The organism is Caulobacter sp. FV2ps19 (assembly GCF_058681035.1).
In genome coordinates, this window is the sequence record NZ_CM178729.1 from 4,061,519 (window position 1) to 4,085,561 (window position 24,043).

The 24,043-nt window shown below is 66.9% G+C and carries 27 protein-coding genes; 13 read left to right on the forward strand and 14 right to left on the reverse strand.

What is annotated here, in order from left to right; translation table 11 throughout:
- Nucleotides 1-61 precede the first annotated feature (61 nt).
- The gene (cdd, locus tag ACW18B_RS19265) at nucleotides 62-487 is read right to left on the reverse strand and encodes a cytidine deaminase (protein WP_492048607.1); all 426 of its coding nucleotides are present in this window, start codon (nucleotides 485-487) and stop codon (nucleotides 62-64) included.
- Nucleotides 488-596: 109 nt separating this feature from the next.
- Nucleotides 597-869 (reverse strand): BolA family protein, encoded by a 273-nt coding sequence (locus ACW18B_RS19270; RefSeq protein WP_492048608.1) that lies wholly within the window; start codon nucleotides 867-869, stop codon nucleotides 597-599.
- 59 nt (nucleotides 870-928) lie between these two features.
- Here ACW18B_RS19270 and ACW18B_RS19275 point away from each other — a divergent pair, with 59 nt between their 5' ends.
- Nucleotides 929-1,579, forward strand: coding sequence for a J domain-containing protein (locus tag ACW18B_RS19275; protein ID WP_492048609.1), 651 nt, complete (start codon nucleotides 929-931; stop codon nucleotides 1,577-1,579).
- Nucleotides 1,580-1,662: 83 nt separating this feature from the next.
- Nucleotides 1,663-2,100, forward strand: coding sequence for a hypothetical protein (locus ACW18B_RS19280; protein WP_492048610.1), 438 nt, complete (start codon nucleotides 1,663-1,665; stop codon nucleotides 2,098-2,100).
- Between the two features lie 5 nt (nucleotides 2,101-2,105).
- Here ACW18B_RS19280 and ACW18B_RS19285 read toward each other — a convergent pair whose 3' ends face one another.
- Nucleotides 2,106-2,852 carry a phosphatase PAP2 family protein gene (locus tag ACW18B_RS19285; RefSeq protein ID WP_492048611.1) on the reverse strand — a complete coding sequence of 249 codons (747 nt, stop codon included), beginning with the start codon at nucleotides 2,850-2,852 and terminating at the stop codon, nucleotides 2,106-2,108.
- Nucleotides 2,853-3,020: 168 nt separating this feature from the next.
- On the opposite strand from ACW18B_RS19285, the gene ACW18B_RS19290 reads away from it, so the two are divergent.
- On the forward strand, nucleotides 3,021-3,392 hold the full coding sequence (locus tag ACW18B_RS19290; protein WP_492048612.1) for an RcnB family protein: 372 nt from the start codon (nucleotides 3,021-3,023) through the stop codon (nucleotides 3,390-3,392).
- 75 nt (nucleotides 3,393-3,467) lie between these two features.
- Entirely contained in the window at nucleotides 3,468-4,478 is a 1,011-nt protein-coding gene (cobS, locus tag ACW18B_RS19295) for a cobaltochelatase subunit CobS (protein ID WP_492048613.1), read from the forward strand.
- A gap of 601 nt (nucleotides 4,479-5,079) precedes the next feature.
- On the opposite strand, the gene ACW18B_RS19300 is transcribed toward cobS, so the two are convergent.
- Together ACW18B_RS19300 and ACW18B_RS19305 are read right to left on the reverse strand one after the other, a co-directional pair.
- Entirely contained in the window at nucleotides 5,080-6,753 is a 1,674-nt protein-coding gene (locus ACW18B_RS19300; protein WP_492048614.1) for a serine hydrolase, read from the reverse strand.
- 194 nt (nucleotides 6,754-6,947) lie between these two features.
- Entirely contained in the window at nucleotides 6,948-7,298 is a 351-nt protein-coding gene (locus tag ACW18B_RS19305; RefSeq protein WP_492048615.1) for a DUF3147 family protein, read from the reverse strand.
- Nucleotides 7,299-7,414: 116 nt separating this feature from the next.
- Between ACW18B_RS19305 and ACW18B_RS19310 the strand changes: the two genes are divergently transcribed.
- The 3 genes from ACW18B_RS19310 to ACW18B_RS19320 all read left to right on the forward strand — a co-directional run bounded on the left by ACW18B_RS19310 (nucleotide 7,415) and on the right by ACW18B_RS19320 (nucleotide 8,707).
- Entirely contained in the window at nucleotides 7,415-7,660 is a 246-nt protein-coding gene (locus ACW18B_RS19310; RefSeq protein WP_492048616.1) for a DUF2188 domain-containing protein, read from the forward strand.
- Between the two features lie 76 nt (nucleotides 7,661-7,736).
- Entirely contained in the window at nucleotides 7,737-8,228 is a 492-nt protein-coding gene (locus ACW18B_RS19315; RefSeq protein WP_492048617.1) for a bactofilin family protein, read from the forward strand.
- Between the two features lie 149 nt (nucleotides 8,229-8,377).
- A complete protein-coding gene (locus ACW18B_RS19320; RefSeq protein ID WP_492048618.1) occupies nucleotides 8,378-8,707 on the forward strand; it encodes a hypothetical protein in 330 nt (109 codons plus the stop codon).
- 194 nt (nucleotides 8,708-8,901) lie between these two features.
- Here ACW18B_RS19320 and ACW18B_RS19325 read toward each other — a convergent pair whose 3' ends face one another.
- Both ACW18B_RS19325 and ACW18B_RS19330 read right to left on the reverse strand, forming a co-directional pair.
- The gene (locus ACW18B_RS19325) at nucleotides 8,902-9,162 is read right to left on the reverse strand and encodes a hypothetical protein (RefSeq protein ID WP_492048619.1); all 261 of its coding nucleotides are present in this window, start codon (nucleotides 9,160-9,162) and stop codon (nucleotides 8,902-8,904) included.
- A gap of 242 nt (nucleotides 9,163-9,404) precedes the next feature.
- Nucleotides 9,405-9,782: a hypothetical protein gene (locus ACW18B_RS19330; protein WP_492048620.1), complete on the reverse strand. Its 378-nt coding sequence runs from the start codon at nucleotides 9,780-9,782 to the stop codon at nucleotides 9,405-9,407.
- Between the two features lie 201 nt (nucleotides 9,783-9,983).
- On the opposite strand from ACW18B_RS19330, the gene ACW18B_RS19335 reads away from it, so the two are divergent.
- Both ACW18B_RS19335 and ACW18B_RS19340 read left to right on the forward strand, forming a co-directional pair.
- Nucleotides 9,984-10,451 carry a chemotaxis protein CheW gene (locus ACW18B_RS19335; RefSeq protein ID WP_492048621.1) on the forward strand — a complete coding sequence of 156 codons (468 nt, stop codon included), beginning with the start codon at nucleotides 9,984-9,986 and terminating at the stop codon, nucleotides 10,449-10,451.
- A gap of 102 nt (nucleotides 10,452-10,553) precedes the next feature.
- Nucleotides 10,554-11,654: a Zn-dependent alcohol dehydrogenase gene (locus ACW18B_RS19340; RefSeq protein ID WP_492048622.1), complete on the forward strand. Its 1,101-nt coding sequence runs from the start codon at nucleotides 10,554-10,556 to the stop codon at nucleotides 11,652-11,654.
- A 107-nt stretch (nucleotides 11,655-11,761) separates the two neighbouring features.
- On the opposite strand, the gene ACW18B_RS19345 is transcribed toward ACW18B_RS19340, so the two are convergent.
- The 3 genes from ACW18B_RS19345 to ACW18B_RS19355 all read right to left on the reverse strand — a co-directional run bounded on the left by ACW18B_RS19345 (nucleotide 11,762) and on the right by ACW18B_RS19355 (nucleotide 13,124).
- Complete coding sequence (locus tag ACW18B_RS19345; RefSeq protein WP_492048623.1) at nucleotides 11,762-11,914, reverse strand: hypothetical protein; 153 nt, start codon at nucleotides 11,912-11,914, stop codon at nucleotides 11,762-11,764.
- Nucleotides 11,915-12,058: 144 nt separating this feature from the next.
- The gene (locus ACW18B_RS19350) at nucleotides 12,059-12,859 is read right to left on the reverse strand and encodes a hypothetical protein (protein ID WP_492048624.1); all 801 of its coding nucleotides are present in this window, start codon (nucleotides 12,857-12,859) and stop codon (nucleotides 12,059-12,061) included.
- Nucleotides 12,860-12,869: 10 nt separating this feature from the next.
- On the reverse strand, nucleotides 12,870-13,124 hold the full coding sequence (locus ACW18B_RS19355) for a hypothetical protein (RefSeq protein ID WP_492048625.1): 255 nt from the start codon (nucleotides 13,122-13,124) through the stop codon (nucleotides 12,870-12,872).
- Between the two features lie 213 nt (nucleotides 13,125-13,337).
- Between ACW18B_RS19355 and ACW18B_RS19360 the strand changes: the two genes are divergently transcribed.
- From ACW18B_RS19360 to ACW18B_RS19370, 3 genes are all read left to right on the forward strand, one after another.
- Nucleotides 13,338-14,426: a hypothetical protein gene (locus ACW18B_RS19360; RefSeq protein ID WP_492048626.1), complete on the forward strand. Its 1,089-nt coding sequence runs from the start codon at nucleotides 13,338-13,340 to the stop codon at nucleotides 14,424-14,426.
- A gap of 855 nt (nucleotides 14,427-15,281) precedes the next feature.
- Nucleotides 15,282-16,586, forward strand: a complete 1,305-nt coding sequence (locus ACW18B_RS19365) for a M20/M25/M40 family metallo-hydrolase (protein ID WP_492048627.1) — start codon at nucleotides 15,282-15,284, stop codon at nucleotides 16,584-16,586.
- A gap of 74 nt (nucleotides 16,587-16,660) precedes the next feature.
- Complete coding sequence (locus ACW18B_RS19370; RefSeq protein ID WP_492048628.1) at nucleotides 16,661-18,790, forward strand: phosphocholine-specific phospholipase C; 2,130 nt, start codon at nucleotides 16,661-16,663, stop codon at nucleotides 18,788-18,790.
- Here the strand turns inward: ACW18B_RS19370 and ACW18B_RS19375 are convergent.
- The 4 genes from ACW18B_RS19375 to ACW18B_RS19390 all read right to left on the reverse strand — a co-directional run bounded on the left by ACW18B_RS19375 (nucleotide 18,787) and on the right by ACW18B_RS19390 (nucleotide 22,889).
- Nucleotides 18,787-19,257: a hypothetical protein gene (locus ACW18B_RS19375; protein WP_492048629.1), complete on the reverse strand. Its 471-nt coding sequence runs from the start codon at nucleotides 19,255-19,257 to the stop codon at nucleotides 18,787-18,789. The two genes, ACW18B_RS19370 and ACW18B_RS19375, sit on opposite strands and share 4 nt — an antisense overlap.
- A 121-nt stretch (nucleotides 19,258-19,378) precedes the next feature.
- Entirely contained in the window at nucleotides 19,379-20,758 is a 1,380-nt protein-coding gene (locus ACW18B_RS19380; RefSeq protein WP_492048630.1) for a M23 family metallopeptidase, read from the reverse strand.
- A gap of 251 nt (nucleotides 20,759-21,009) precedes the next feature.
- The gene (gene ctrA, locus ACW18B_RS19385) at nucleotides 21,010-21,705 is read right to left on the reverse strand and encodes a response regulator transcription factor CtrA (protein ID WP_492048631.1); all 696 of its coding nucleotides are present in this window, start codon (nucleotides 21,703-21,705) and stop codon (nucleotides 21,010-21,012) included.
- 404 nt (nucleotides 21,706-22,109) lie between these two features.
- Nucleotides 22,110-22,889: a LytTR family DNA-binding domain-containing protein gene (locus ACW18B_RS19390; RefSeq protein ID WP_492048632.1), complete on the reverse strand. Its 780-nt coding sequence runs from the start codon at nucleotides 22,887-22,889 to the stop codon at nucleotides 22,110-22,112.
- A 119-nt stretch (nucleotides 22,890-23,008) separates the two neighbouring features.
- Here ACW18B_RS19390 and ACW18B_RS19395 point away from each other — a divergent pair, with 119 nt between their 5' ends.
- Nucleotides 23,009-23,995, forward strand: a complete 987-nt coding sequence (locus tag ACW18B_RS19395) for an alpha/beta hydrolase family protein (protein ID WP_492048633.1) — start codon at nucleotides 23,009-23,011, stop codon at nucleotides 23,993-23,995.
- Nucleotides 23,996-24,043: the final 48 nt, after the last annotated feature.

The window sequence follows — 24,043 nt, forward strand, 5'->3', positions numbered from 1 at the left end:
ATCCGGGAACAGGTGTCCAAGTTGAAGGGCGGCTCTTCGGAGCCGCCCTTTTTCTTTGCGCCTAACCCAGATCCCGCGGTCCAAAGCTCTGCGGCAGCAGGTCCCAGAACGCCGTCCGCGCCGTCGGCGCGCCGCCCTGGACGGAGATGATCTCGCAAGTTTCCGACGCGAACTCGGCGATTCGCTGGCGGCAGGCGCCGCAGGGCTGAACCACGGCGTCCGAGCCCGCCCCGATCAACACTTTTTCGATTCGCCGACCGCCGGCCGTCACCATGGCCCCGATCGCGGTCTGCTCGGCGCAGGTGCCCGACGGATAGGCGGCGTTTTCGACATTGACCCCCAGATGGACGTCACCATGCTCGTCGATCACGGCGGCGGCGACGGTAAAGCCGGAATAGCGGGCATAGGCGCGCGCCAGCAGGGTGGGCAAAGTCGCCGCAGCGGCGATTTCGACCGGCTGGGCGGGGGTCTTGATGTCGGCGCTCATGCCATCCCTCTCTGGTTCAGGCTTGAAAAGGCCTGCCGGCGGGATCGCGCCGGAGAGCGAGGCAATCAGTCGCGGGCCCGCTGCGCAAGCCCCATCATCTCGAAAAGGCTCAGCTTTCGCCCGGCGCCCTGGCGACGATCGACAGGGCGTGAACGGGCCCCGCCATTTCCGCGGCCAGCACCTGGTAAACCATGCGCTGGCGGGCCACCCGCGCCTTGCCCGCAAAGGCTTTGGCCTCGATCAGCAGATCAAAATGGCTGTCGCCCGAGCCGGTGTGGCCGGCGTGACCATGGTGGCGGTCGCTTTCGTCCTTCAGCTCCAGCCTTGTGGGCGAAAAAGCCGCCTCGAGCTTGCCTAGAATGCTGTCTGATATCGCGCCCATATCACTCTACTCGCATGTCAATCCTTGAACGGAAATAGCGGAGGCTTACTCTAGGGACCATGAGCGCCGACTTTGAATATCGCCCCAAGTTTTTTGACATCCGCGTCCGCCCGCCCAAGGCCGGTGAGAGCGCGCAGCCTGACGTGCTGGGCCTCAAGCCCGGCGAGAAGCGCTGCGACCACCCCGAGTGCCGCCTGGCCGGATCGGCCAGGGCGCCCAAGGCCCGCAACATGCCCAACGAGCACTACTGGTTCTGCCAGAAGCACGCGGCCGAATATAACAAGAACTGGAACTTCTTCGCCGGCATGAACGAGGCCCAGATCCGCGCCGAGCAGGAGACCGAGAAGGTCACCGGCGGCCGGCCGACCTGGAGCTTCAAGGCCGACAGCCGCTCGCGCGAGGCCGCCGCCATGGCCGCCCGCGACGCCCGCCACGTCGCCGACCCCTTCGGCCTGTTCCGGGCCCAGCAGCGCAAGGCCGAATCAGACCGCGCCGCCGGCGAACGGCATCTGGGCAAGCTGGAGCGCGGCGCCCTGGCCGACCTGGATCTGGACGGCACGGCTGACGCCGCGACGATTCGCACCCGCTACAAGGATCTGCTCAAGCGCTGCCACCCGGACGTGAACGGCGGCGACCGCAGCGCCGAACACAAGCTGCAGCGCGTGATCAAGGCCTACAAGACGCTGCAGAAGGCCGGAATAACCACCTAGACCCGCCACCTCTTGCGGCCTGGCCCGGCTGACGCCATGCTCCGCCCGCGCTCGCGGGGACGGGTGCGAGGGACAGTTGCACCATGACCGACCGCGATTCGGAGCCCAGCCTGATGAGCGCTCCCACGCCGGTGACGCCAACGCCCTTCGGCAAGCCGTGGAGCATCTGGTTCTGGGGCAATCTGAACTCGGCGGCGGGCGCCGCCTTCGCGGTCGCGCCCCATCACACCGCCCACCTGCTGAGGTTTCCGCTGGATCCCAGCGCCGAGCCCTGGGCGCGGGGCTTTGGCCTGATGCTGATCGCCTATTCGGTGGCCTATCACGTGGCGGGCTGGACCGGCGCCCGCACCTATATGCGCGCCTCGGTGGTCCTGCGCCTGGCCTCGCCGGTCGCGCTCAGCGCCCTGGTGTTCAGCGGCTGCCTGCCCAAGGTCTGGCTGGCCATCGGCCTGCTGGACGCGGCCGGCGCGGTCTGGACCTCGGCTGAACTGGCGTGGCGTCCCAAGACCAAGGTCGCCTGATCCTGTCAGTCTGATCCGGCGCACGGCGCCGTTCGGCGTCGCCCCCAGCGCGTCCAGACGACCGCCGCAAGCCAGCAGGCCATGGCCCAGGCCGCGCCCACGCACCAGCCGGCCAGCACGTCGCTGGCCCAGTGGACGCCCAGATAGATCCGGCTGAGGCCAACCAGCAGCGACAGAAACACCGCCGCCCCCAGGGCCAGGGCCTTCAGGCGCTTTTGCGGCGCGAAGCGCGCGGCCAGGCCCCCCAGGGTCAGGAACACCACCGCCGACATCATGGCGTGGCCGCTGGGAAAGCTGGCGTTGACCGCCTCCACCGCGCGATAGTCCAGGTCCGGTCGCTCCCGGCCAAACACCACCTTCAGGCCCTGGCTGATCGCCAGACCCCCGCCGGCCCCGACCAGCAGCAGGACGCCCTCGCCCCAGCGCCGCAGACAGGCCAGCAGCCCAAAGGCCAACAGGATCAGCAGGCCCAGCACGGCCAATGACCCCAAAGACGTGACGTCGATCGCTGCAATATGCAGCCAGTCGGGCCCGATCAGGTCATGCGGATGGCCCGGCGCCCGCAGGGCGTCGAGGATCGCCAGATCCATGGCGTGGGTCTCGCCCTCGGCCACCTCGTCGGCGATCGACAGGAAGGCCAGGCCGCCCAGGGTCAGGATCAGCAGCGCCGCGGTCGCGCCCATCTCACGCCGCGCGATCCCCCACAGGCCTCGCAGATCACGGCGAAGATCAAGGTTGAACAAGAGTTTCATGCCGTCCTAACGCACAAGGGCGGCCGTTGGCCGCGTGGCGGCAAGAGCATCGCCCTGTGTGAACGCGGTCTGCAACCGCCCCCCAACATGAACGATAGCTGACGATGGCCGTTCATGCCCGGGCCACATCGGCCTCAATAAGGTGGGGTCATCGAAAAGGAGACCGCCATGAAGCGTCTTGCCATTACCGCCCTCGCCCTGTCGCTGCTGGCCGGCACCGCAGCCAACGCCGCGGGTCAACGCTACGACGACCGTCGCGATGACCACCGTTACGAACAGAACCGCTATGACAACCGTCATGACCGCCGGGATGATCGTCGGCACGACCGCCGCGACGACCGTCGCGACTATCGCCAATGGTCCAAGGGCCAGCGCCTGGACGCGCGTTATCGCGACAACCGCTACTATGTTCAGGACTATCACCGCCACGGCCTGCGCGCCCCGCCGCGCGGCTATCGCTGGCAGCGCGTCGACGACCGCTACCTGATGGTGGCGGTCGCCAGCGGCCTGATCGCCTCGGTGATCATCGCCGGTCGCTAAAAAATGATCCGGAGAGGGCGTCGCGACGCGGTGCCCTCTTCCCCTCCCCTAGGTCAAGAGGCTAATCGGGTAGCCATGCCCGAGTTCGCCGAAACCAGCTCCGCCGCCGATCCCCTGATCACCCTGGTCCCCGACAAGTGGGTGACGCTCCGCGACGCGTTCGGCGTCGACAGCGACATGAAGGTTCCGGCCTTCAGCCATCGCGACAGCCACGTGCCGGATATCGATCCGGCCTACCGGTTCGACCCGCAGACCACCAAGGCCATCTGCGCCGGCTTCGCCAATGACCGCCGGGTGATGGTCCAGGGCTATCACGGCACCGGCAAGTCGACCCATATCGAGCAGATCGCCGCGCGCCTGAACTGGCCGCTGGTCCGCGTGAACCTCGACAGCCACATCAGCCGCATCGACCTGATCGGCAAGGACGCCATCGTCCTGAAGGAAGGCAAGCAGGTCACCGAATTCCGCGAAGGCATCCTGCCCTGGTCGCTGCAGCGCCCGATCGCCCTGGTGTTCGACGAATATGACGCCGGCCGCCCCGACGTGATGTTCGTGATCCAGCGCGTGCTCGAGGCCGGCGGCAAGCTGACCCTGCTGGACCAGAACCGCGTCATCCGCGCCAATCCCTATTTCCGACTGTTCTCGACGACCAACACCATCGGTCTGGGCGACACGACGGGCCTCTATCACGGCACCCAGCAGATCAATCAGGGCCAGATGGACCGCTGGAGCATCGTCACGACGCTCAACTATCTGGAGCACGACGCCGAAGCCGCCATCGTGCTGGCCAAGAACCCCGGCTATGACACCGTCGAGGGCAAGCGCACGATCTCGGCCATGGTCCGCGTGGCCGACATGACCCGCAACGCCTTCATGAACGGCGACATCTCCACCGTCATGAGCCCGCGCACCGTGATCACCTGGGCCCAGAACGCCGAGATCTTCGACCACGACATCGCCCTGTCGTTCCGCCTGACCTTCCTCAACAAGTGCGACGAACTTGAACGCCCCACAGTGGCCGAGTTCTTCCAGCGGGCGTTCGGGGTGGATTTGCCGGAGTCAGCGGCGCGGGTGAAGGTGGCCTGAGGGCGGATAACGCGAGGGCGGCGGCGGCTCCCGCCGCCGATCCAGCCCAGCCAATGCCGAACGCCCGCCTCGCAAGAGGCGGGCGTTTTGCTTTGGCGTCGAGGTTTGGGGGGGGGAGCCAGCCATCAGCTGGCCGGCTCGCCTTATTCCTTTGGCTCTCCGTGCCGACAGCGGACCTTGCGAGAGTCTCTTCGGGGTGGGGAGCGGGCTGAAAGCAAAAGCCCCACCAGCAACACACTCTTGTCATCCCGGCCGTAGCGCAGCGAAGCGCCGGGACCCAGGGCAGCCGCACTGCGCTGGCTCTTGGTATAGGGCGATATCCGCAAGCTCCTGATCACATAAGATAGAGTCGAGCGACGTTTAAGGCAGCAGGCCGTAGCCGGCGCGCTGCGGTGGCCCCTGGGTCCCGGCGCTCCGCTGCGCTACGGCCGGGATGACAAGGTTTTTGGTGACCTGGTCCAGAGCCGAAGGGAAAGCGGACCTTTCAACCGTCCGCTCAGGGTCGGAAACGGAAATCAGACTACCGCCTGAAACCGGACGTTCGATCGTTGTCCCGCGAGCGGACATCGCTAAGGCTAGAGAAGGGTGACTCGAGGCCCCCTCATCGCCGGACGAAAACGACGTTCCGCGCGCCGCCGGCCCAGGCGCCGAAGCCTGTGACCTTGCCCTCGGCGTCACGGGCGAAGACGAAGGTGGTCACGCCGCGCAGGCGGGTGGTGAAGGCGTCGGCGAAGCTGGGCGCCAGCGGCCACTCGACCGCGAAGCGCTGGCGCATGACCAGGGCGTCGCCTTGCCGGGCCACGGTGATCAAGGTGTCGAGTTCGGCGCTGTAATAGGTCCCGACATAGTCGGCCAGGGCGGCCGCGTCGGTGGCGGCGGGGCGCACGGCGACAAAGGTCTGGGCCTCCCCGGCCCTCGTCAGGCTGAACGCGGCCGCGCCGACGCCCTTGCGGGTGAAGGCGATGACGCCGCCGTCGGCGGACTGGAAGCGGTTCCCACCCAGCGGCGTCAGGGCCTGCGACCCGCCGCGCGTCAGGGTCAGCTGCCCGCCGACCGCCGCCAGCCGCACCAGATCGCCGCGGACAGGATCGCGGAACAAACCCTGATAGGGCGTGAGGTCCCTGGGGGCCTGCGCCGCCGCGACGGCTCTGGGCGCGGAGACGGCGGCCTGAGCCGGAGCGTGGCCGGCGGCAAGCAGGGCCTGCTCGGCAATCCGCTCGCCCAACGCCACGGGGTCGATGCCGCCATTGTTGCACATCACGGCGATGGAGACGCCCTCGTCGGGATAGCGTCCCAGCCAGGTCTTGTAGCCGGCTGTCGAACCGCTGTGCGATACCAGCCGGCGGCCGTGGTCGCGGGTGATTTCCAGGCCCAGGCCATAGTCCAGCGGCGCGCCGCTGCTCAACCGGCCGGGAGTCTGCAAGGCCGCTACCAGGGACGGGCCGCCGGGCAAGGACGAGGGCCTGTCCAGGAAGGCGTTCCACGTCATCAGGTCGCCGACCGTGGTCAGCAGGCCGCCGTTCCCATAGACGCTGGTGAACGGCATGTTGGCGACGAAGCCCGCGTCGGTCGTCGCGTAAGCGCTGGCCCGCCCAGGCACGACGGTGCGAAAGTCCTCGCGCCACTGCGTGTGTCCCATGCCCAGCGGCTGGAACAGGCGCTGGCGGGTGAAGGCCTGCAGGCTGGTCCCGCTGACCCGTTCGACGATCGTCGCCGCCAGGACATAGTTGGTGTTGGTGTAGAGGAACTCTGCGCCGGGCGCGAAGTTGAGCCCCTTCTGGCGCGAGACCAGATCCAGGATCATGGCGTTGGTGTGGACCTGGGCGCCGGGACCGTTGCCGGTCAGGGCCATCAGGCTCCACTGCTCGCGCAGGCCGCTGGTGTGGTTCAACAGATGCCGAATCGTGATCGGCGCGCCGTAGTCCGGCATCTCGGGCAGGAAGCGGCGGATGTCGTCGTCGAGGCTGAGCTTGCCGTCCTGGACCAGCAGCACGACGGCGGCGGCGGTGAACTGCTTGGCCAGAGACCCGGTCTCGATGATCGTCGCCGGGGTCAGGGGCGCGGCGTACTCCAGATCCGCCTGACCGCGCGCCACGATCACCGGCGGCGCGCCGGCCAGGGCTACGCCGGCGACACAGCCCGCGCCGCTCGGATCGATAGACGCGAGGGCCGCGTCGAGGTCGAGCCTGGGTGCGGATTGGGCCTGGGCGAGTGTGGCGGAACCCAGGCCAAGGATGACGCAGGACAGGGCGGCGGCGGTGATGACTGGACGCATGAAAACCTCAATGAACGCCTCAGCCCCTAGAGCTGCGCCACAGAGCCGCCAATGGGCTATCGGCGAAACGCCATCTCCCAGCGGTGAACGACGGTGACGGTGGCTACCCACGGAGCCGACCGGACTGATCCCGGCGCGGGCCTTCTCGGGTCGCTCGGGGGCGTAAATGCCGGGAAGAACGGAATAGGAGACCCCTAAATCTTCACCCCAAACCTCGGCCCCACCGCCATCATCGCCCCATAAAGCCCGATGGTCAGCAGACACCCCGCCCCCAGGGCCGGCCAGAAGCCGAGGCCGCGGCGCAGCAGGGCCGGGATGACCAGGAACATCGGCAGGGACGGCAGGACGTACCAGAAGGTGGCCTCGACATGGCTGGCCATCCGCACGATGTCGCGGGTGTCGCGCCACAGCCAGATCATGCCAAGGATCGAGATCAGCGGCAGCGACGCCACCAGGGCCCCGAAGCCGGGCGACTTGCGGGCGATCTCCGAGATCGCGGCGATGATCATGCCCGACAGGGCGGCCTTCAGGACCAGGTACAGCATCGCCCTATTGTCCTCGCTTGCGCAGATCCAGACAAGACACGGCGTCTGGAACCTTGCTGTATGGCGGTCCGTTGATCCCCCGCCTGTTCCGCCAGCCCTTGCAGAAAGTCCCGACCATGACCGACATCACCTACACCATCGTCGAACACGACGGCGGCTGGGCCTACAAGCTGGGCGACGTGTTCTCCGAGACCTTCACGAGCCATGATCTGGCCCTGCGCGCGGCCAAGCGCGCGGCGGGCGAGCAGCAGGTGGCCGGCGAGACCACCGGCATCGTCTATGAAGACGCGAAGGGCCGCTGGCGTGAAGAGCTGTCGCAAGGCGACGACCGGCCCACGACCCACGTGGTCGACCCGAAATAGCCCCCAAACCGGCGTTTGGCGCCTGACTTGCTCCTGTACAGCTCGAAGAGCCATTTCGAGACAGGGGTCCACGCCAATGTTCGCCAAGAAGAAAGACACCGCCGCACCCGTCGCCTTGCAGGTGATGGAACCGGCGCGCGCGCCGGTCGCGGCCCCTGCCCCCGCGCCGGCGCCGCGTCCCAAGCCCGCCTCGATGATCGCCCAGGGCCTGACCATCAAGGGCGACGTGGTCGGCGACGGCGAGCTGCATCTGGACTGCAAGGTGCTGGGCGACATTCGGGTCGGCAAGCTGATCCTGGGCCCCAACAGCCGCGTCGAGGGGTCGGTCACCGCCCTGGTGATCGAGATCCATGGCCATGTCCTGGGCTGTGTCACCGCCCAGGGCGTGCGCCTGTACGGCACCGCGCGCATCGAAGGCGACATCACCCACGAGCAGCTGGCGATGGAATCCGGCGCCGAGTTCCAGGGCCGCAGCCTGAAGTTCCAGCGTCCGGCGCCCGTCGCCGCCGCGCCGACCCCTGTCCCGCCGATGCCGCAACACGCACCGGTTTTCGCCACGCAAAGTTGATGCTGTTCCGGTCCGTGAGACGATCCGTCGGCTGTGGCCTTCGCGCCACGCCTGGCCAGGTTCGCATCATCGCCCGGAACGCACAGGCTGATCGTGGCTTGTCTCAATCGCGGCCGGCTAGACCGGTCTCATTCAAGGAGCCTTGATCCATGGCTAGCAAACCTCTGACACTGATATCCTCGCCGGCGCGCGACGCCGGCCTTCACATCGCCCCCACGTCCGAGATCTATGATCTGGGCCGCGGCCCCGAGAGCACCGCCCAGCGCGTCAAGCGCCTGCAGGCCGAGGCCCGCACCCTGGCGCGCGAAGAGGCCGAGCGTCTTGATCGCGGCATGATGGACATGGCCGCCCTGGCCGCCGAGATCGTCGCCGGCGGCGAGGTCTATCCCGCCGGCGTCCGCGAACTGGCCAGCCGTCTCGCCGCCGACCTGCCGCAAAAGGCCCAGGGCCTGCGCAGCCTGATCAGCCGCTCGTTCTAGAAGACCCCGCTCTCCCCGCTCGCCCATCGAGGCTCCTCCGCCGGGCGGAGGGACGCGGCGGAGAGGCCTCGCGGCGCTCCCGCCGTCAGTGGTGGGGTGGGGGGGGGGGGGGGGGGACGGCGCGGCGGGCGATGGCGAATCCTAACCCTTCCGAAGATCTTCAGCGCGGGATGCGCGGAAATGTCGCAGGGGTTTCAGACCGTCGCGTCGCCGCCGGCATTGGCCATTTTCCGCAGTCGCCGGGCCAGGTCTTCGGGTCGATCCGCGATCTGGTCGAACAGCGCCTGAACCTCGGCTTCGTGAAAACCGGCGGCCCTCAGGGTGCGCCAGGCGCCGGCCAGAACAGCCTCCGCGATCTCCAGGCGATCCTCGGTCCGCCCGTAATCCCCGCGCTGGATCAGGGCGCCCGAAAGCGGCGCGCGAGGATCGGCGGACGGGATCGTGGCGAAGGACATGACAGGCGCTCCTGAGACTGACGCCTACAATGTTCTCTTTTTGTTCGAATCGACAAGCGAAATCTTGGCGGCGCGAAAAAGCCCCGAAGCGGGCGCTTCGGAGCTTCTCTCACAAACCGGCTGCGGCGGCGGTCCTAGGCTTCAGCGGGCTCGCGTGCGTAAGCAAAGCCCACCCACGCTCAACGCACCCGCCATATAAAGCCTTGTCCTAAAAAGACTTTTACGCTCGCGCTCGGGGCAACCTAGCGACAGACGGTGCGCTCATAGACCACGCCACTGCGGCGATCATAGTCGCGGGTGGTCCAGCAATCCTCGCTATAGCGCCGGCCATAGTAGCGGGGCGGGGGCGGCGGCGGCGGGGCATAGCCGTAGCCATAGCTGCGGTCAGACCGGTCATAGCGGCCGTTGTCGTGATTGCCGCTGGCGATGGCGGCGCCGATCGCCAGACCCAGGACGCCGGCCACGATGGCGGTTTCGGCGCCATTGTTGCCCCGGTGATGATGGCGATCATAGCGCCCGCGCGGGTCGGCCGAAGCGGCGCCGGCGGCGGCGGCGACCATCGAGAACGCGGCCAGGCCGGCGGCCACACGGCCTGTCACAGTGACGATCTTGCGGGCCATCTGACCCTCCCTTTCGTATCCATCCGCCGGCGGCGGACCCTTTTTGATACCGTGAGATCAGTCTCGCGCCGCCTGGCTGAACCGTAGCTGAACAGGATCGCGGCGCGCCGATGGCGCCGGTTTATTCACTCTTTTCCGCCACGGTCCGAGGACCTGCCGGACAAGCTTGTTCGTCGGATCGGTCGGCCAGCGGAGACACTCATGACCACCAACGTGGCGTACACGGCGGGCGAAGCCCTTCAGGTCCTGTCGTTCGAGGTTGGAACCCAGACCTATTGCGTGCCGGTCAACTCGGTGCGCGAGATCCGGGGCGTCACGCCGCCGACCCAACTGCCCGACGCCCCGCCCTATGTGCGCGGCGTGATCAATCTGCGCGGCCAGGTCATGCCGGTCATCGACCTGTCGGCCCGCCTGGGCAAGGGCGTGGCCGAAGACGGTCCGCGTCAGGTGATCATCGTCATCGAAAGCGGCGACGATGTCGCCGGCCTGCTGGTCGACGCGGTCTGCGACAGCTTCACCGTCCCCGCCGACCAGATCAGTCCCCCGCCGTCGATGGGCGAAGAGAACTCGCCGCTGGTCTCGGCCGTGATCACCTCCGACACCGGCATGACGATTCTGCTGGCGGTGGGCTGCATCATCCCCGAGCGCCCGGACGCCATCGCCGCCTGAGGCGCCCCGCCGCCCGACAATCCGAACATTTGTTCGAATAACCCCTTCCGCTCGCCCGCGAGGGGACGATAGTCTCGCCCTAAATCAAGGGAGTGACTGCGAATGAAGGCGGCCGTGCTGCGCGAGGTGGGCCAACCCCTCCAGATCGAAACCGTGTCCATCGCCAAGCCCGGCCCGCGCGAGGTGCTGATCCGCACCAAGGCCGCCGGCGTCTGCCATTCCGACCTGCACTTCGTCGAAGGCTCCTACCCCCACCCCCTGCCCGCCGTGCTGGGCCATGAGAGCGCCGGGATCGTCGAGGCGGTGGGCTCCGAAGTGCGCACCGTCAAGGTCGGCGACCACGTCATCACCTGCCTCAATCCCTATTGCGGCCACTGCGAGGTGTGCCTGACCGGCCACCTGAACCTGTGCATCAGCTCGGAAACCCGACGCTCCAAGACCGATGAACCGCGCCTGTTCCGCGAGGACCTCTCGGGAGCCGGCGACACGAAGATGGCCCAGTTCCTCAACCTGTCATCGTTCGCCGAGATGATGCTGGTGCACGAGCACGCCGTCGTCGCCATCCGCAAGGACATGCCGTTCGACCGCGCCGCCCTGATCGGCTGTTCGGTGATGACCGGGGTCGGCGCCGTGACCCACACCTCCAATGTCCGGCCCGGCGAGACCGTGGCCGTGATCGGCTGCGGCGGCGTGGGCCTGGCCGCCATCAACGGCGCGGCCATCGCCGGGGCCGGCCGGATCATCGCCATCGACCGCATCCCGGCCAAGCTGGAGCTGGCGAAAATCTTCGGCGCCACCGACCTGATCAACGCCGCCGACGGCGACGCGGTCAAACAGGTGCAGGAGCTGACCGGCGGCGGCGTGCATCACAGCTTCGAGGCCATCGGCCTGAAGGCCACCGCCGAGCAGGCCTTCAAGATGCTGCGCCGGGGCGGCACGGCCAACATCATCGGAATGATCCCGGTGGGCGTGAAGATCGAACTGAGCGGCTCGGACTTCCTGGGCGAAAAGCGCATCCAGGGCAGCTTCATGGGCTCCAACCGCTTCCCGGTCGACATGCCCCGGCTGGTGGATTTCTACATGAGCGGCAAACTCAACCTCGACGCCCTGATCTCGCGCCGCATCACGCTGGAAGAGGTCAACTCGGCGTTTGATGAGCTCAAGCGCGGCGAACTGGCGCGCTCGGTGATCGTGTTTGATTGAGGGGGGGGGTGGCGGCGCCCCCTTGAACTCTCTCTTTGAGAGAGGGAGGGGCCCACCGCGAAGCGGTGGGAGGGTGAGAGGTTACACCTTGGCCGGATGGAGCGCCATCAACGTAACCCGAAGGCATAGACCGCGTCGCGTTCGGCCGACGGCCGCACATGGGCCTTCAGGCCCTCGCGGTCGACCACATCGACCGGCGCGGTGAACAGGCCGGCGATGTATTGGGTGATACCGACATAGTCGTAGAGATCGAGCTTCACTGTTACGATCGAGCCCTCTAAGCGGCTTCCGCCAGCATTGTGCGCCTCAAGGCCAACCTGAACGCCAGATCTCTCGCCTGAGGTCGGCCGCGAGTCTCGGCTGCGGCCTGCCGCACCCAAAGCTGGCCGCGTCGCGCCAGACGGTCAGTCCGTCCCTTCACCGACAACAGGATCGGAGAGCTCCGAGCCTGCGGATTCCCCCGCCTCTAACTCGCTTTGCTCTATGTCGTCCTCATAGACGATCGGGGTATAGGCGATGTTGCGGATCTCTGCCCGGGTCAGCAGAACCCTGAGTTTGTTGTCGGCGCGCGGCGTAGGCGTTCGCACAACCCGCCCAGCCTCCTCGACTTTAATGCTGAACAGCTCGGCGTCGGCGAGGACCAAGGAAGAGACCTGCTTGTCTGCATCGAGCGTCACGGACTCCAGGGCCCCCTGATAGCCGACCGCGCCGTGGTCGCTCTCGAACTGGGTTAGGACATAAGCATAGGCACCGCGGCTTTTCTCGATCTGCCAGAACCAGCCATAGAGCGCCGCGCCGACGAGGTCGCTGCGGCCAAGTGGGCTGTCCATGACCCATCGGGTGAAGCAGTAGGTCGCCAGGCTCAAAGAGGATAGCAAGCTAAGGATCCAGGCGAAGGCGCTGGAGGTTGCCAAGCCGTCCGCACCGGCCAGCCGCGAGGCAAGGTAGTAGGGGTTTGGATCGGCGGTCGGCCACCACAAACCGGTCCAGCCTGCAACAACGTGGCAGCCGAGGAAGAAGAGCGCCGCAACAGTGTGGGCCAGAAGGGCACCGCCGGTGACCATAGCCAGGGCCATAATCGAGTTAGGCGGCGGCGGGCTGGCCTCGTGAATGGCGGAGCGGCCGATCGCGTATACTGCAGCCACGAACGCGAAGCCTGGCGCAAGTAGGAACAGCGCCAGGACTAGGTTGTAACTGAACGTCACGACCTAGCCCTCAACGGGCGGAGGCGCGTGAACCGAAGAGAAAGATACCACGCTTGGCAGTCTTCGTCGAAGAAGACGGTGCCTTGGGGCGGGGAATCACGATCGCCCCGTCGCGGGTCCGGGGAGCCTTGGCGATGAACTCGTCCCACGACTGTTCGCCGCGGGCTTGCTTCAGCGCTTCTATGGTCTCGGGTGATGTGACCTTCATGATCAAAATATAGGGCGATCCGGCTCGAAAAGCCAAGGTGCACAAAGGCTTGATCACACCTAGGGGCGCTTGCCACACCCAGGCGATCGCCTCTCCGAGATATGCGAATACGCGACTCCGACGACACGTTACGGCTTTTCATTAATCACCTTGACGTGGTCTGGTATTTTTTGATGCCCTATGATTACCTTGATACCCTTGATGGGGTCAAGAACCCGTGCTAAATACAGACCATGCGATCGTCGAAGAAGTGCGATTGCGGGAGCCCGGATGGCCGAAGACCCTACGATCGACGAGGACAAGGCGTTGCGCGGCAAGGGGCGCGGTAGCCGTTTCTTCGTGCTGGGCCGCGAATCCTGGGCCAGACTCCACACGATCGAGACGCGCAACCGCTTGAACCTCTATGTCGCCTTCCTAGTGCTGCTGGCCGGAACGGGCAGTGACAACCGCACGACAAAATGGTCGGTGAGCGCCTGCGACCAGCATGCGGGCTTGGGCAAGCCACGCGCTAGGATCGCGCTTGAGGAATTGATTGCCGCTGGCCTGGTCGAGCGCGTGGAGGGCGTCTCGCGCCTTACCCCGCAATATCGCCTGCCAAGCGTCGAAGACGACGAAGATCCCATCTTCCTACCCGTGCAGCTCGTCACCGGTTTCGCCGGCGAGGCCTCGGTCCTGCGCCGGGTCCGCGAGACTGGCGACCCGCTCCTGGCACGCATGCTGATCGATCTCTATGGCCTGCTGCAGATCGACGCCGCCTATGGCGTCCCTCTGTCTAACCTGCACAAGGCCGTGAGCGAGGACGAATGCAGCGCGCGCAAGATAGCCGAGGCCGGCATCTTCTCCCTGTGGGCGGTGGAGCTCGGTGAACTGTTGCACGCCGGCGGCGCCTGGACACAGCCCTATCGATCGACTGCGGGATGGACGGCGCTTTGGGAGCGAGTACGCCTACTTGAGAAGATCGGCGCCCTAGTGTTCGAGCCTTGGCTCTACGAGTCCGCAGCCCTCGACGCCGAGCCGATGTTCCCGATCGACTTCGGCGTGCTTTACAGCATCCGCGACGAGGACGAGGTCTCAGCCCTGTCGCGCCTGCTGATGCAGATCGCCGAGCAGATGACCAATGGCCGCGAGTACCTACTTGAGCGCTTCGCCAACTGCCTGATGTCCCCGTTGCCGGCGCACCATCAGGCACCGGCCGTACGCGGCGTGGTCAAGCTCAGGATCGAGGCTGACACCCCCGGCTGCCGCCGGGCTTACGCCATGCGTCAGCGAGTGTTGGACGAACGCACCGCAGCCTATAAACGCTTGCTAACCGATGCCGTCGACGGTCGCTACGACCGCCCGCTCGGAGCGGCACTGTGATCACTATTACCCCTGCACTGCTGGCCGCCACCGCTCCGTTGATCTTCGCATCCCCCGGTTCTGGCCTTGGCCACGGTTCTATTCCACGTGGCATCCAACGCTCGACCACATCACAGGCCTGAGCGCCTGAATGTCTTGTTTCTGGAGCTGCCCCAAGGTCCGATAGTGGCGCTAGTCAGACACGCTGCCAGCCCGCATGTCCCCGTGCCCGCACGGGCATTCACGCCCCTCGCACCCAACAATTTCAACGCCCTAACCGCCCGAGCCAGCGTCACGATGGAAAATCGACGCATCACCCTCCAAAACGCCCGCATACTTCTTCTCGCCCCGCCCCTGGGGAGGCCGTCCAGCTGGCGACCTGACGGGGGGTGGGGGCGGTCGAGCGGGTAGCGCCCGTCGGCCGTCGTCGAAGGCCCGGCGGGGTCTGGCGGAGCGTGGACACCCCTCGAGGACCGTCCCGTGTTGAGGCCAGGCCCGGACCGCCGGGAACACCCTTCGCCGACGCCCGGTGATGCGCGCCAGGCGCGGGCTGAAATCGCCCGCGCGGTCCGGAAGGGTCGCTGTCCCTTCCGCCCGCCGGGGGCCTAGCTACCGGAGCGGATTAACACCCCGCCAATCCCGGCGATGCTCCCGAATAACGGCTACGCGGAGCGCTCCGGCCACGGCCGAAACGGTACTCCTTCTATCCTCATCCGGGCCTGGCCCGGACGCTCCGCCGCCTCCCCGAGTTTTCAGGGGCGCCCTTGCCGGAAAAACCGGCGAGGTTGCGAACCCGTATCTGCGTAACCGCCCTGAGATGACACCGCCCGGCGCCCCGCCTAGGCTGCCGCGCAGCCAGTCAGGGATTCTTGTCGCATGTTCAGTACGCTTGCCCGCTCCACCTCGGTGATCGCCTTCGGGGCGGTGCTGATCGCCGCGCCGGCCATGGCCCGCTCCAAGGCCGATCCTGCGCAAGTGGTGCGTGAACTGGTCGACTCGGCGGCCTTCAAGGCGGCGGCCGCCAAGCTGGACGCCGATTTCGATCGCACGGTGGCCGACATCGTCACCCTGACCGAAATCCCCGCCCCGCCCTTCAAGGAAGCGGCGCGGGCCAAGGCCTATATGGCCATGCTGCAGGCCCACGGCCTGTCGGACGTGACCATGGACGCCGAGGGCAATGTGATGGGCGTGCGGGCCGGCACGGCGACCAAGGGCAAGGGCCCGTTCGTGGTCATCGCCGCCCATCTCGACACCGTCTTCCCCGAAGGCACGGACGTGACGGTCAAGCGCGAGGGGACCCGGCTGATGGCCCCGGGCGTCGGCGACGACACCCGCTCCCTGGCCACCCTGCTGGCCTATCTGCGGGCCATGGACGCGGCCGGCCTCAAGACCAAAAGCGACATCCTGGTCGTCGGCAATGTGGGCGAGGAAGGGCCCGGCGACCTGCGCGGCGTGCGCTTCCTGTTCAACAAGGGCCCCTATAAGGGCCGGATCAGCGCCTTCTTCTCGATGGACGGGTCGGACGCCTCGCGCATCGTCGATCGCGGCACGGGCTCCAAGCGCTATCACGTCACCTTCAAGGGCCCGGGCGGCCACAGCTACGGGGCGTTTGGCGCCGTCAATCCGATGGCGGCCATGGCCAGGAGCGTGGTCGATCTGTACGCGGTCCAGCCCCCCAGCGATCCCAAGACCACCTATTCGGCCAGCGTCACCGGCGGCGGCACCTCGGTCAATTCGATCCCCAACGCGGTGTTCATGGAGTTCGACATGCGCTCGGAGAGCGCCGAGGAACTGGCCAGGCTGGACAAGACCCTGCTGGGCATTCTCGACGCCGCCGTGGCGAGCGAGAACGCCGCCCGCTCGACCCGGTTTGGCAAGATCACCTATGATCCCAAGGTGATCGGCGAGCGGCCGGCCGGCGCCACCCCGCCCGACGCCGCGATCGTGGGCCTGACCGCTGCGGCGATCTCGGCCCTGGGCTTCACGCCGCAGCACGACGCCTCGTCCACCGACTCCAACCTTCCCATGAGCCTGGGCGTCCCCGCCGTGACCATCGGCTCGGGCGGCAAGGGCGGCCGCGCCCACGCCCTGGACGAATGGATCGACGTCGAGAAGAGCGAAAGCCTCAAGGGCATGCAGGTGGGCCTGGCCGCCCTGCTGGCCGTGGCGGGGGTCGATTAGGCGCGCCACCGTCACGCCGGCGCCACGTCCGGCGCCTATAGAGCCGTCATCAAAGCGTATGAATTGAGGTTTCCGTGAGCCAGATCGACCGCCGCCACCTGCTTCTTTCGGCCGCCGGAGCCCTCGCCGCCCATCCCGCCATCGCCCGCGCCATGAGCATCGACGCCGACGTGCGGCGCGGGACCCTGGAAGACGTCGAGCACGTGGTGATCCTGATGCAGGAGAACCGCTCGTTCGATCACTATTTCGGAGCCCTGAACGGCGTTCGGGGCTTTGCCGACCGCTTCCCGATCCCGGTCGCCGACGTCCCGGGCCGGACCGGCAAGACGGTGTGGACCCAGGCCAATGCCGGTGCAGCCGGCGCCGAAAAAGCCGGGGGGCCGCCGCTGATCTCGCCCTTCCCGCTCAACACCGTCCAGACCTTCGCCCATATGCGGGTGGAGGGCACGCCGCACAGCTGGTCCGACGCCCAGACCGCCTGGGACCAGGGCCGCATGGACCGCTGGCCCGAAAGCAAGGGCGCCCACGCCATGGGCTATTTCCAGCGCGAGGATATCCCCTTCCAGTACGCCCTGGCCGACGCCTTCACCCTCTGCGACGCCTATCACTGCGCCACCCAGACCGGCACCAACACCAACCGGCTGTTCCTGTGGAGCGCCACCAACGATCCGGCCGGCACGCACGGCGGGCCGTCGATCTCCAACTCGCACGACAATTTCGCCAGCGAGGGCGGGGCCAAGGACGGCTATCGCTGGAGCACCTATGCCGAGCGCCTGACCGCCGCCGGGGTGACCTGGCGCGTCTATCAGGACATGGCCGACAACTTCACCGACAACCCCATGGCCGGGTTCCAGAGCTTCCGCGACAGCTTTGACGGCAAGCCGGGTTCGGACCCGCGCCTGGCGGCCCTGGGCCTGTCGACCCGCAAGCTGGACGGCCTGCGCGAGGATGTCCTGAACGGGACCCTGCCGCAGGTGTCCTATCTGGTCGCGCCCGCCGCCGATTCCGAACATCCCGGCCCCTCCAGCCCCGCCCAGGGCGCCGACTACACCGCCCGGGTTCTGGACGCCCTGACCGCCAATCCCAAGGTCTGGGCCCGCACCGCCCTGTTGCTGATGTTCGACGAGAACGACGGCTTCTTCGACCACGTCCCGCCGCCGGCCCCGCCGTCGCACGATCCGGCCCGGCCCGGCGCCGTGCTGGGCGGCTCCACGGTCGACACGACCGGCGAATATCACCTGGTGCGCAATCCCACCGAGGCCGAGGCCGAGCGCGACACCCTGATGGGCCGCCCCTATGGCCTGGGCCCCCGGGTGCCGCTGTACGTGATCTCGCCCTGGAGCCGGGGCGGCTGGGTCAACAGCCAGGTGTTCGACCACACCTCGGTGGTCCGGTTCCTGGAAGAGCGGTTCGGCGTCCAGGAGCCCAATATCTCGCCCTGGCGGCGCGCGGTGTGCGGCGACCTGACGACGGCGTTCGACTTCAAGACCCCCAACACCAAGCCCTTTGTCGGCGACCTGCCCGCCACGCTGGAAGAAGCCCGCCGCGCCGCCGCCCTGCCCGGCCGGACCACCCCGCCGACCCCGCCCCTGCCGCTGGTCCCCGTCCAGGCGGCCGGACCTCGCCTGTCGCGGGCCCTGCCCTACAGCCTTGAGGTGGCCGAGAGCCAACGCGACGGCGCCGTCGCCCTGACCTTCGCCAATTCCGGCCGGGCCGCGGCGGTGCTGCATGTCTATGATCGCCTGAGGCTGGACCAGCCGCCGCGACGCTACACCGTCGAGCCGGGCAAGAGCCTGAACGATGTCTGGCCCGCCGGCCGGCATGATCTGTGGATCCTGGGTCCCAACGGCTTCCATCGTCATCTGGTTGGGGGCGCGTCGCTGCAGGAGCCCACGATCGTGGTCGCCAGCGACCTGAAGACGCGGTCCCTGACCCTGACCGTGCGCAATGACGGGCCGACGGCGCGGCGCATGACCGTCACGCCTCAGCCAGCGGGGCCCGCCTGGACCGTGGCGCTCAAGCCCGGCCAGAGCGCCAAACGCGTCTGGTCATTGGCCTCGACGGGCGGCTGGTATGATCTTTCGGCGCGGATCGAGGGCCAGGCCGATTATCTGCGCCGGTTCGCCGGACGGCTGGAGAGCGGCGCGGACTCGTTCACCGACCCGCTGATGGCCGGGCCGGCGGTGATGGAGCCGTCGGCCTAGAGGGCGAGAAAAAGGATCGGCAGAACGGCGCCCGCCGCCAGCAGGATCCAGCCGATCCGCTTGTCGCGGCCATAGGCCAGGGCCATCCACACGCCCAGCAGGGTTGAAACCGCAAGCCCGATGGCGACCACCAGGAAGAGGGCCTTGAGCAGGGTCAGCGAAATCTTGGGCTTGGCTTCGGGCTTGGCTGGTGCGGCGGCGCTGGGGCCTTCGGGCTTGGCCGGCTGGGCGGCGCGCTTGGGCTTCAGCTGGAAGGTCTGCTTCATGTGAACCCGGCCCAGCTTCTCGACCAGCGGGGCGGGTTGATAGGCGCCGTGCGCTTCGTGCAGGCCGTAGAGCTGGTAGGCGCCCGTCACCGCGAACAGCAGGATGCTGGGCGCGATGAACAGGCCCACCCAGCTATGGATCCGGCGGATCAGCGCCAGCCGAAGGGCAGGATTGGCGCGGGGCTTGGCTGGACCGGTCATGAGGCTGCCTTCGAAGGTCTGGATTAACGGTGGCCATGGCCGCCCCCGCGATGGCGCGATCATGACCGATCATTTCGTCGCCGCGAATGATCTGGGTCAACACGTCGATGCGATGCCGCGGCTATCGCAGCTTGGGCGCATCCTGGGTCTTCAGATCGGCCAGGGCCAGCTTGGGGGTGTCCGGGCTGGTCGTGACGGAGCCGCCGTCGGCGAGCATCCGGTCGATCCGCGACTTCTTGGACTTGAAGGCCGCCAGGTCTCTGCCGCCCAGGATCGTGCCCTGGGGAACCTTGGCCCCGATCGGATTGACCCGCTGACCGTTCAGCCAGACTTCGTAATGCAGGTGGGGGCCGGTCGCCAGGCCCGTCGAGCCGACATAGGCCACGACCTGCCCCTGATGGACGCGCGTCCCGGGCTTGATGCCCGGGGCGTAGCGCGAGATGTGGGCGTATCCGGTGTCCCACTGGCCTGAGTGCCGGATGCGCAGCCAGTTGCCGTAGCCGCTCCACCGGCGGGCTTCCAGCACCACGCCATCGCCGGCGGCCAGGATCGGGGTGCCGGTGCCGGCTCCGAAGTCGACCCCCTTGTGGGCGCGGGTATAGCCCAGGACCGGGTGCTTGCGGGTCCCGAAGGTCGAGGTGATGCGAGCGCCGTCGACCGGCGTGCGCAGCAGGAAGCCTTTGATGTTCTTGCCCAGCTCATCAAAGAACTGGGTCTTGCCGTCACGGTCGAAGGCGTAGAAGCGCTGCCCCTTGACCTCGGCATATTCAAGATCACCGGCCTGAACGGTGCGACCGCTTTCAGTGACCTTGCGGTCAAAGATCAGACAGAACTTGTCGCCCTCGTGGATATCGCGAGAGAAGTCGATCTTGTGCGAGAACAGCTTGGCCGCCTCGCTGATCACCGCCGGGGTGCCGCCGATGCCGGCGACACTCTCGTAGAACGAGCCGTTCATTTCACCGCACGCGACCTTGGTCTCGTCGTGAACGACTTCCTCAAGTTCGCGCAGCTTCATCGCGCCATCGAAGGTGCGAGAGACGGTCAGGGTCGAGGACGGGCTGGTGCGCATCGACAGGCCGATCAGGCGGGCCGGGCCGCCCCGCCCGACGCCATTGCCGCGACGCTGGGCGATGGCCGCCTCGAAGGCCATGCCGGCCTTGATATTGACGGTGTCGATCGCGCCCTGAAGCGTGGCGACGACCTGGCGCGCCTCTTCCGGCGCAACACCGGCCCGCTCCACGGCGCCTTCGAGGGTCTCGCCGGGGCGGACCTTGACGGGAATGCTTTGCGGGCGATCAAAGCCCGGCTGAGCCTCGGCGCGAGCAAAGGCCACATGCTGCAGGGCGATCAGGGCGGCCGGATCCAGCGCGGCCTTCACGGGGGTCGGGACGTCGTTGGCCGTCAGTTTCCAGCCCAGGCCCAGAGCAGCCAAGCCGGCGATGGCCGTAAACAGCCGGGGCGCCAGACGCAGAGTCGGGCGTCGCGGATCAAATTCCTGCATCGGTCCCCCATCGGTGTCGATGCCGCGTAAGGTCAAAATGACACGGCTGAGAAGCCCCCCAGCAATCGTCGGGCCGCAAGATGGCGGGAGCCCCCGCCCCCGGCAAGCACTATTCGATGCTTCGGTCCATTTGTCACGGCCAGGGTTGACGAGTTGGCGCCCAACAAGGGCCAAACCCATGATTCAAAAGAAAAACGCCCGCCTTTGGGGGCGAGCGTCTGTCCTTGTTCTGAAGAGTCGCCTCGCACAGATCAGGCGGCGGCGATTTGCTCGTTCGGATCGCGCAGCACATAGCCGCGGCCCCAGACCGTCTCGATATGGTGCTTGCCCTGGGCCGAGGCCGCCAGCTTCTTGCGCAGCTTGCAGATGAAGACGTCGATGATCTTCAGTTCCGGCTCGTCCATGCCGCCATACAGGTGGTTGAGGAACATCTCCTTGGTCAGGGTCGTGCCCTTGCGCAGGGAGAGCAGCTCCAGCATCTGATATTCCTTGCCGGTCAGGTGAACGCGGTTGTTGTTCACTTCGACCGTCTTGGCGTCGAGATTGACCACGATGTCGCCGGTCTTGATGACCGACTGAGCATGACCCTTCGAACGACGGACCACCGCATGGATGCGGGCGATCATTTCGTCCTTGTGGAAGGGCTTGGTCATGTAGTCGTCGGCGCCGCCGGAGAAGGTTTTCACCTTCGTGTCGATTTCCGAAGAACCGGACAGGATCATGATCGGCGTATTCACCTTGCCCACCCGCAGGGTGCGCAGAACATCCAAGCCGCTCATGTCAGGCAGATTGAGGTCCAGCAGAATCAGATCGTAGTCATAGATCTTACCGAGATCGACGCCTTCTTCGCCGAGATCCGTCGTATAGACGTTGAAGCCTTCAGACTTCAGCATCAATTCGATGGTCTGCGCTGTTGCGCTGTCATCCTCGATCAACAGTACGCGCATGAGCCCCTCCACGCCACTTCGTGGCGTTATTCGACGTCCTGGCGGAAGCCGCCTGATTAACCCTGGCTGCACTGTGCAGCCGAGTTAATTTAAGACTGGTTAATGGTGAATGATCCCGTTGGCTGAATGGTTAATCTGATTTGCGAATCGGGTGCAAGCGGTCGCTGAGTCGCGGCGAAATTTGTTCGGGGATGCTTGTTTGAGCCCCGAAAAGGGATTCCCATCCCGCGCGAATTGGGCCTGGGGCCAGCCCCTTCGGCGTTCTCGCCGTCAAGCCTGCTCCAAAGATCCAGCGCCCCCATCGCGACCGCTTCGGCGCCATTGCGGCGTTCTGTCGCTAGGATTTTCGAGAACGCTTCCGCCTTCAGGCGCGCCAACCGCGACAACGCGTCGCGAAGCAAAGGTCAGGCGTCGGCCGCCAGCCAGCCGACCTGACGAAGCCTGGCCACCGAGGCCCGAGACACCGGGGCCCGCAGATCGTTCGAAAGCCGGAGCTTGAGATTGCGGCCGTCGACCTCAACGCCGATCACAGCGGCGCGCGCCACCCACCAGGAGCGATGAACGCGCATCCCTTCCATATCTCCCAGGCCCGCTATCACGCGCTCGAAGGGCCCCGCCACCAATCGAGATCCGGCGACGGTGTAAATACGGACATAGTGGTCTTCCATGCGCAGGCACAGCACCTGGCCCACACCCAGCGGCTCGGCGACCGCGACCTTGGGCGGCAGGGGCGAGCGCCGCGAGCCGGCGCGCGCCGGCGTGCGCACGCGCAGCAGATAGTAGGCGATCACGATCGGCGTCGATATCGCCACGCATTGGCCGTACCAGGCCAGAACCCCAACGATCCCCTCCAGCTCGGGCCAGAGCGCGACAGCCACCCAACGCGACAGCGCGCCCTGGATCAAACTGCCCAGCAGGATGACGGCCGCGACCACGGCCCAGTCCGGCGCACGGATCTTGGGGGCCGAAGCGATCAACAGTCGGGTCAGACAGCCGAACACCACCATCCCGCAGACGATGCTGCCGATCCAATAGGCGATCCGCAGCCCCGGCCCGCCGTTGAAGTAGCTGCCAAACGGCCCCATCAATCCCAGCAAAAGGCCGATCGCCACGGCGACCGCGAGGTCCATTGCCCAGTCGCGGGCGGTCCCCATCAGCGGCGGTTTCGAAGCTTCAGCGATCATGGCCCGACTTATAGCGACCGTTCGCCCAGTCGCGAACCCGTTGGCCCATTCGCGCAATCGGGCTGGCGACCGCCGGCTCGTCGCCGCATCAGCGAGGTCTCGCAACCTTCGAGGTTCTCATGTCGTTTCGCTTTTCCATCTCCGCCCTCGCCCTGGCCGCCAGCCTTGGCGTTTCTCCTGCGCTGGCCGCCAACGCCGGCTTTACGGTCGTCTCGGTCCCCGACCCGCAAGGCGCCCCGATCACGGTGGGCGTCTGGTATCCGACCGAAGCGGCGTCCAAGCCCATGGCCCTGGGCATCGGCGACCAGACGGTGGCTCCCGGCGCGCCGCTGGTGGGCGATCACCTGCCGCTGGTCGTCATGTCGCACGGCAATGGCGGCTTCTTCGGCGGTCATGCCGACACCGCCCAGGCCCTGGCCCAGGCCGGCTTCGTCGTCGCCGCCCTGACCCACACCGGCGACAACTATATGGATCAGAGCAAGGCCACCGACATGGCCAACCGTCCCCGGCAGCTGTCGGTGCTGATCGACTACATGCTGGCCAGCTCGCCGATGAAGGCGGCCATCGATCCGCAGAGCGTGGGCGCGTTTGGCTTCTCATCGGGCGGCTTCACGGTGCTGGCGGCGGCGGGCGGCAAGCCGGACCTGTCGCGTGTGGCGTCCCATTGCCGGGCTCACCCCGACGTCTTCGACTGCAAGCTGAGCGCCGCCCATCCGCTGCCGATGAGCGCCGTACTGCCAACCTGGACCCATGACCCGCGCATCAAGGCCGTCGTCTCGGCCGCTCCAGCCCTGGGATACACCTTCAGAGACATGAGCAAGATCACCATGCCGGTGCAGCTGTGGCGGGCTGCCGAGGATGAGATCCTGCCCGATCCCGAATACGCCTCGGCGGTGAAAGCGGCCCTGCCCCGCCCCCCGGAATATCATGTGGTCCCCAACGCCGGACACTTCGACTTCCTGGCGCCCTGCAACGACCAGGGCCGAGCCACCAACCCCGAGATCTGCGCCAGCGCCGCCGGCTTCGATCGTGCGGCGTTCCACCGCACCTTCAACGCAGCGGTTACGGCGTTTTTCACTGCCAACCTGCCCCTAACACATCGCTAATTTCACGCCTGGTTAACGCTGTCGGTCGAGGATGCAGCCTCACTGCCG

Excerpts from the sequence above, each read along its gene's own strand:
- ACW18B_RS19325 (WP_492048619.1), bottom strand. The coding sequence starts at position 9,162 with ATGTCCTTCGCCACGATCCCGTCCGCCGATCCTCGCGCGCCGCTTTCG.
- ACW18B_RS19310 (WP_492048616.1), top strand. The coding sequence starts at position 7,415 with ATGACCGACATCACCTACACCATCGTCGAACACGACGGCGGCTGGGCC.
- ACW18B_RS19270 (WP_492048608.1), bottom strand. The coding sequence starts at position 869 with ATGGGCGCGATATCAGACAGCATTCTAGGCAAGCTCGAGGCGGCTTTT.
- ACW18B_RS19280 (WP_492048610.1), top strand. The coding sequence starts at position 1,663 with ATGACCGACCGCGATTCGGAGCCCAGCCTGATGAGCGCTCCCACGCCG.
- ACW18B_RS19290 (WP_492048612.1), top strand. The coding sequence starts at position 3,021 with ATGAAGCGTCTTGCCATTACCGCCCTCGCCCTGTCGCTGCTGGCCGGC.
- cobS (WP_492048613.1), top strand. The coding sequence starts at position 3,468 with ATGCCCGAGTTCGCCGAAACCAGCTCCGCCGCCGATCCCCTGATCACC.
- ACW18B_RS19300 (WP_492048614.1), bottom strand. The coding sequence starts at position 6,753 with ATGCGTCCAGTCATCACCGCCGCCGCCCTGTCCTGCGTCATCCTTGGC.
- ACW18B_RS19340 (WP_492048622.1), top strand. The coding sequence starts at position 10,554 with ATGAAGGCGGCCGTGCTGCGCGAGGTGGGCCAACCCCTCCAGATCGAA.
- ACW18B_RS19375 (WP_492048629.1), bottom strand. The coding sequence starts at position 19,257 with ATGACCGGTCCAGCCAAGCCCCGCGCCAATCCTGCCCTTCGGCTGGCG.
- ACW18B_RS19285 (WP_492048611.1), bottom strand. The coding sequence starts at position 2,852 with ATGAAACTCTTGTTCAACCTTGATCTTCGCCGTGATCTGCGAGGCCTG.
- ctrA (WP_492048631.1), bottom strand. The coding sequence starts at position 21,705 with ATGCGCGTACTGTTGATCGAGGATGACAGCGCAACAGCGCAGACCATC.
- ACW18B_RS19315 (WP_492048617.1), top strand. The coding sequence starts at position 7,737 with ATGTTCGCCAAGAAGAAAGACACCGCCGCACCCGTCGCCTTGCAGGTG.
- ACW18B_RS19380 (WP_492048630.1), bottom strand. The coding sequence starts at position 20,758 with ATGCAGGAATTTGATCCGCGACGCCCGACTCTGCGTCTGGCGCCCCGG.
- ACW18B_RS19335 (WP_492048621.1), top strand. The coding sequence starts at position 9,984 with ATGACCACCAACGTGGCGTACACGGCGGGCGAAGCCCTTCAGGTCCTG.
- ACW18B_RS19330 (WP_492048620.1), bottom strand. The coding sequence starts at position 9,782 with ATGGCCCGCAAGATCGTCACTGTGACAGGCCGTGTGGCCGCCGGCCTG.
- cdd (WP_492048607.1), bottom strand. The coding sequence starts at position 487 with ATGAGCGCCGACATCAAGACCCCCGCCCAGCCGGTCGAAATCGCCGCT.
- ACW18B_RS19395 (WP_492048633.1), top strand. The coding sequence starts at position 23,009 with ATGTCGTTTCGCTTTTCCATCTCCGCCCTCGCCCTGGCCGCCAGCCTT.
- ACW18B_RS19365 (WP_492048627.1), top strand. The coding sequence starts at position 15,282 with ATGTTCAGTACGCTTGCCCGCTCCACCTCGGTGATCGCCTTCGGGGCG.
- ACW18B_RS19320 (WP_492048618.1), top strand. The coding sequence starts at position 8,378 with ATGGCTAGCAAACCTCTGACACTGATATCCTCGCCGGCGCGCGACGCC.
- ACW18B_RS19275 (WP_492048609.1), top strand. The coding sequence starts at position 929 with ATGAGCGCCGACTTTGAATATCGCCCCAAGTTTTTTGACATCCGCGTC.
- ACW18B_RS19360 (WP_492048626.1), top strand. The coding sequence starts at position 13,338 with ATGGCCGAAGACCCTACGATCGACGAGGACAAGGCGTTGCGCGGCAAG.
- ACW18B_RS19305 (WP_492048615.1), bottom strand. The coding sequence starts at position 7,298 with ATGCTGTACCTGGTCCTGAAGGCCGCCCTGTCGGGCATGATCATCGCC.
- ACW18B_RS19390 (WP_492048632.1), bottom strand. The coding sequence starts at position 22,889 with ATGATCGCTGAAGCTTCGAAACCGCCGCTGATGGGGACCGCCCGCGAC.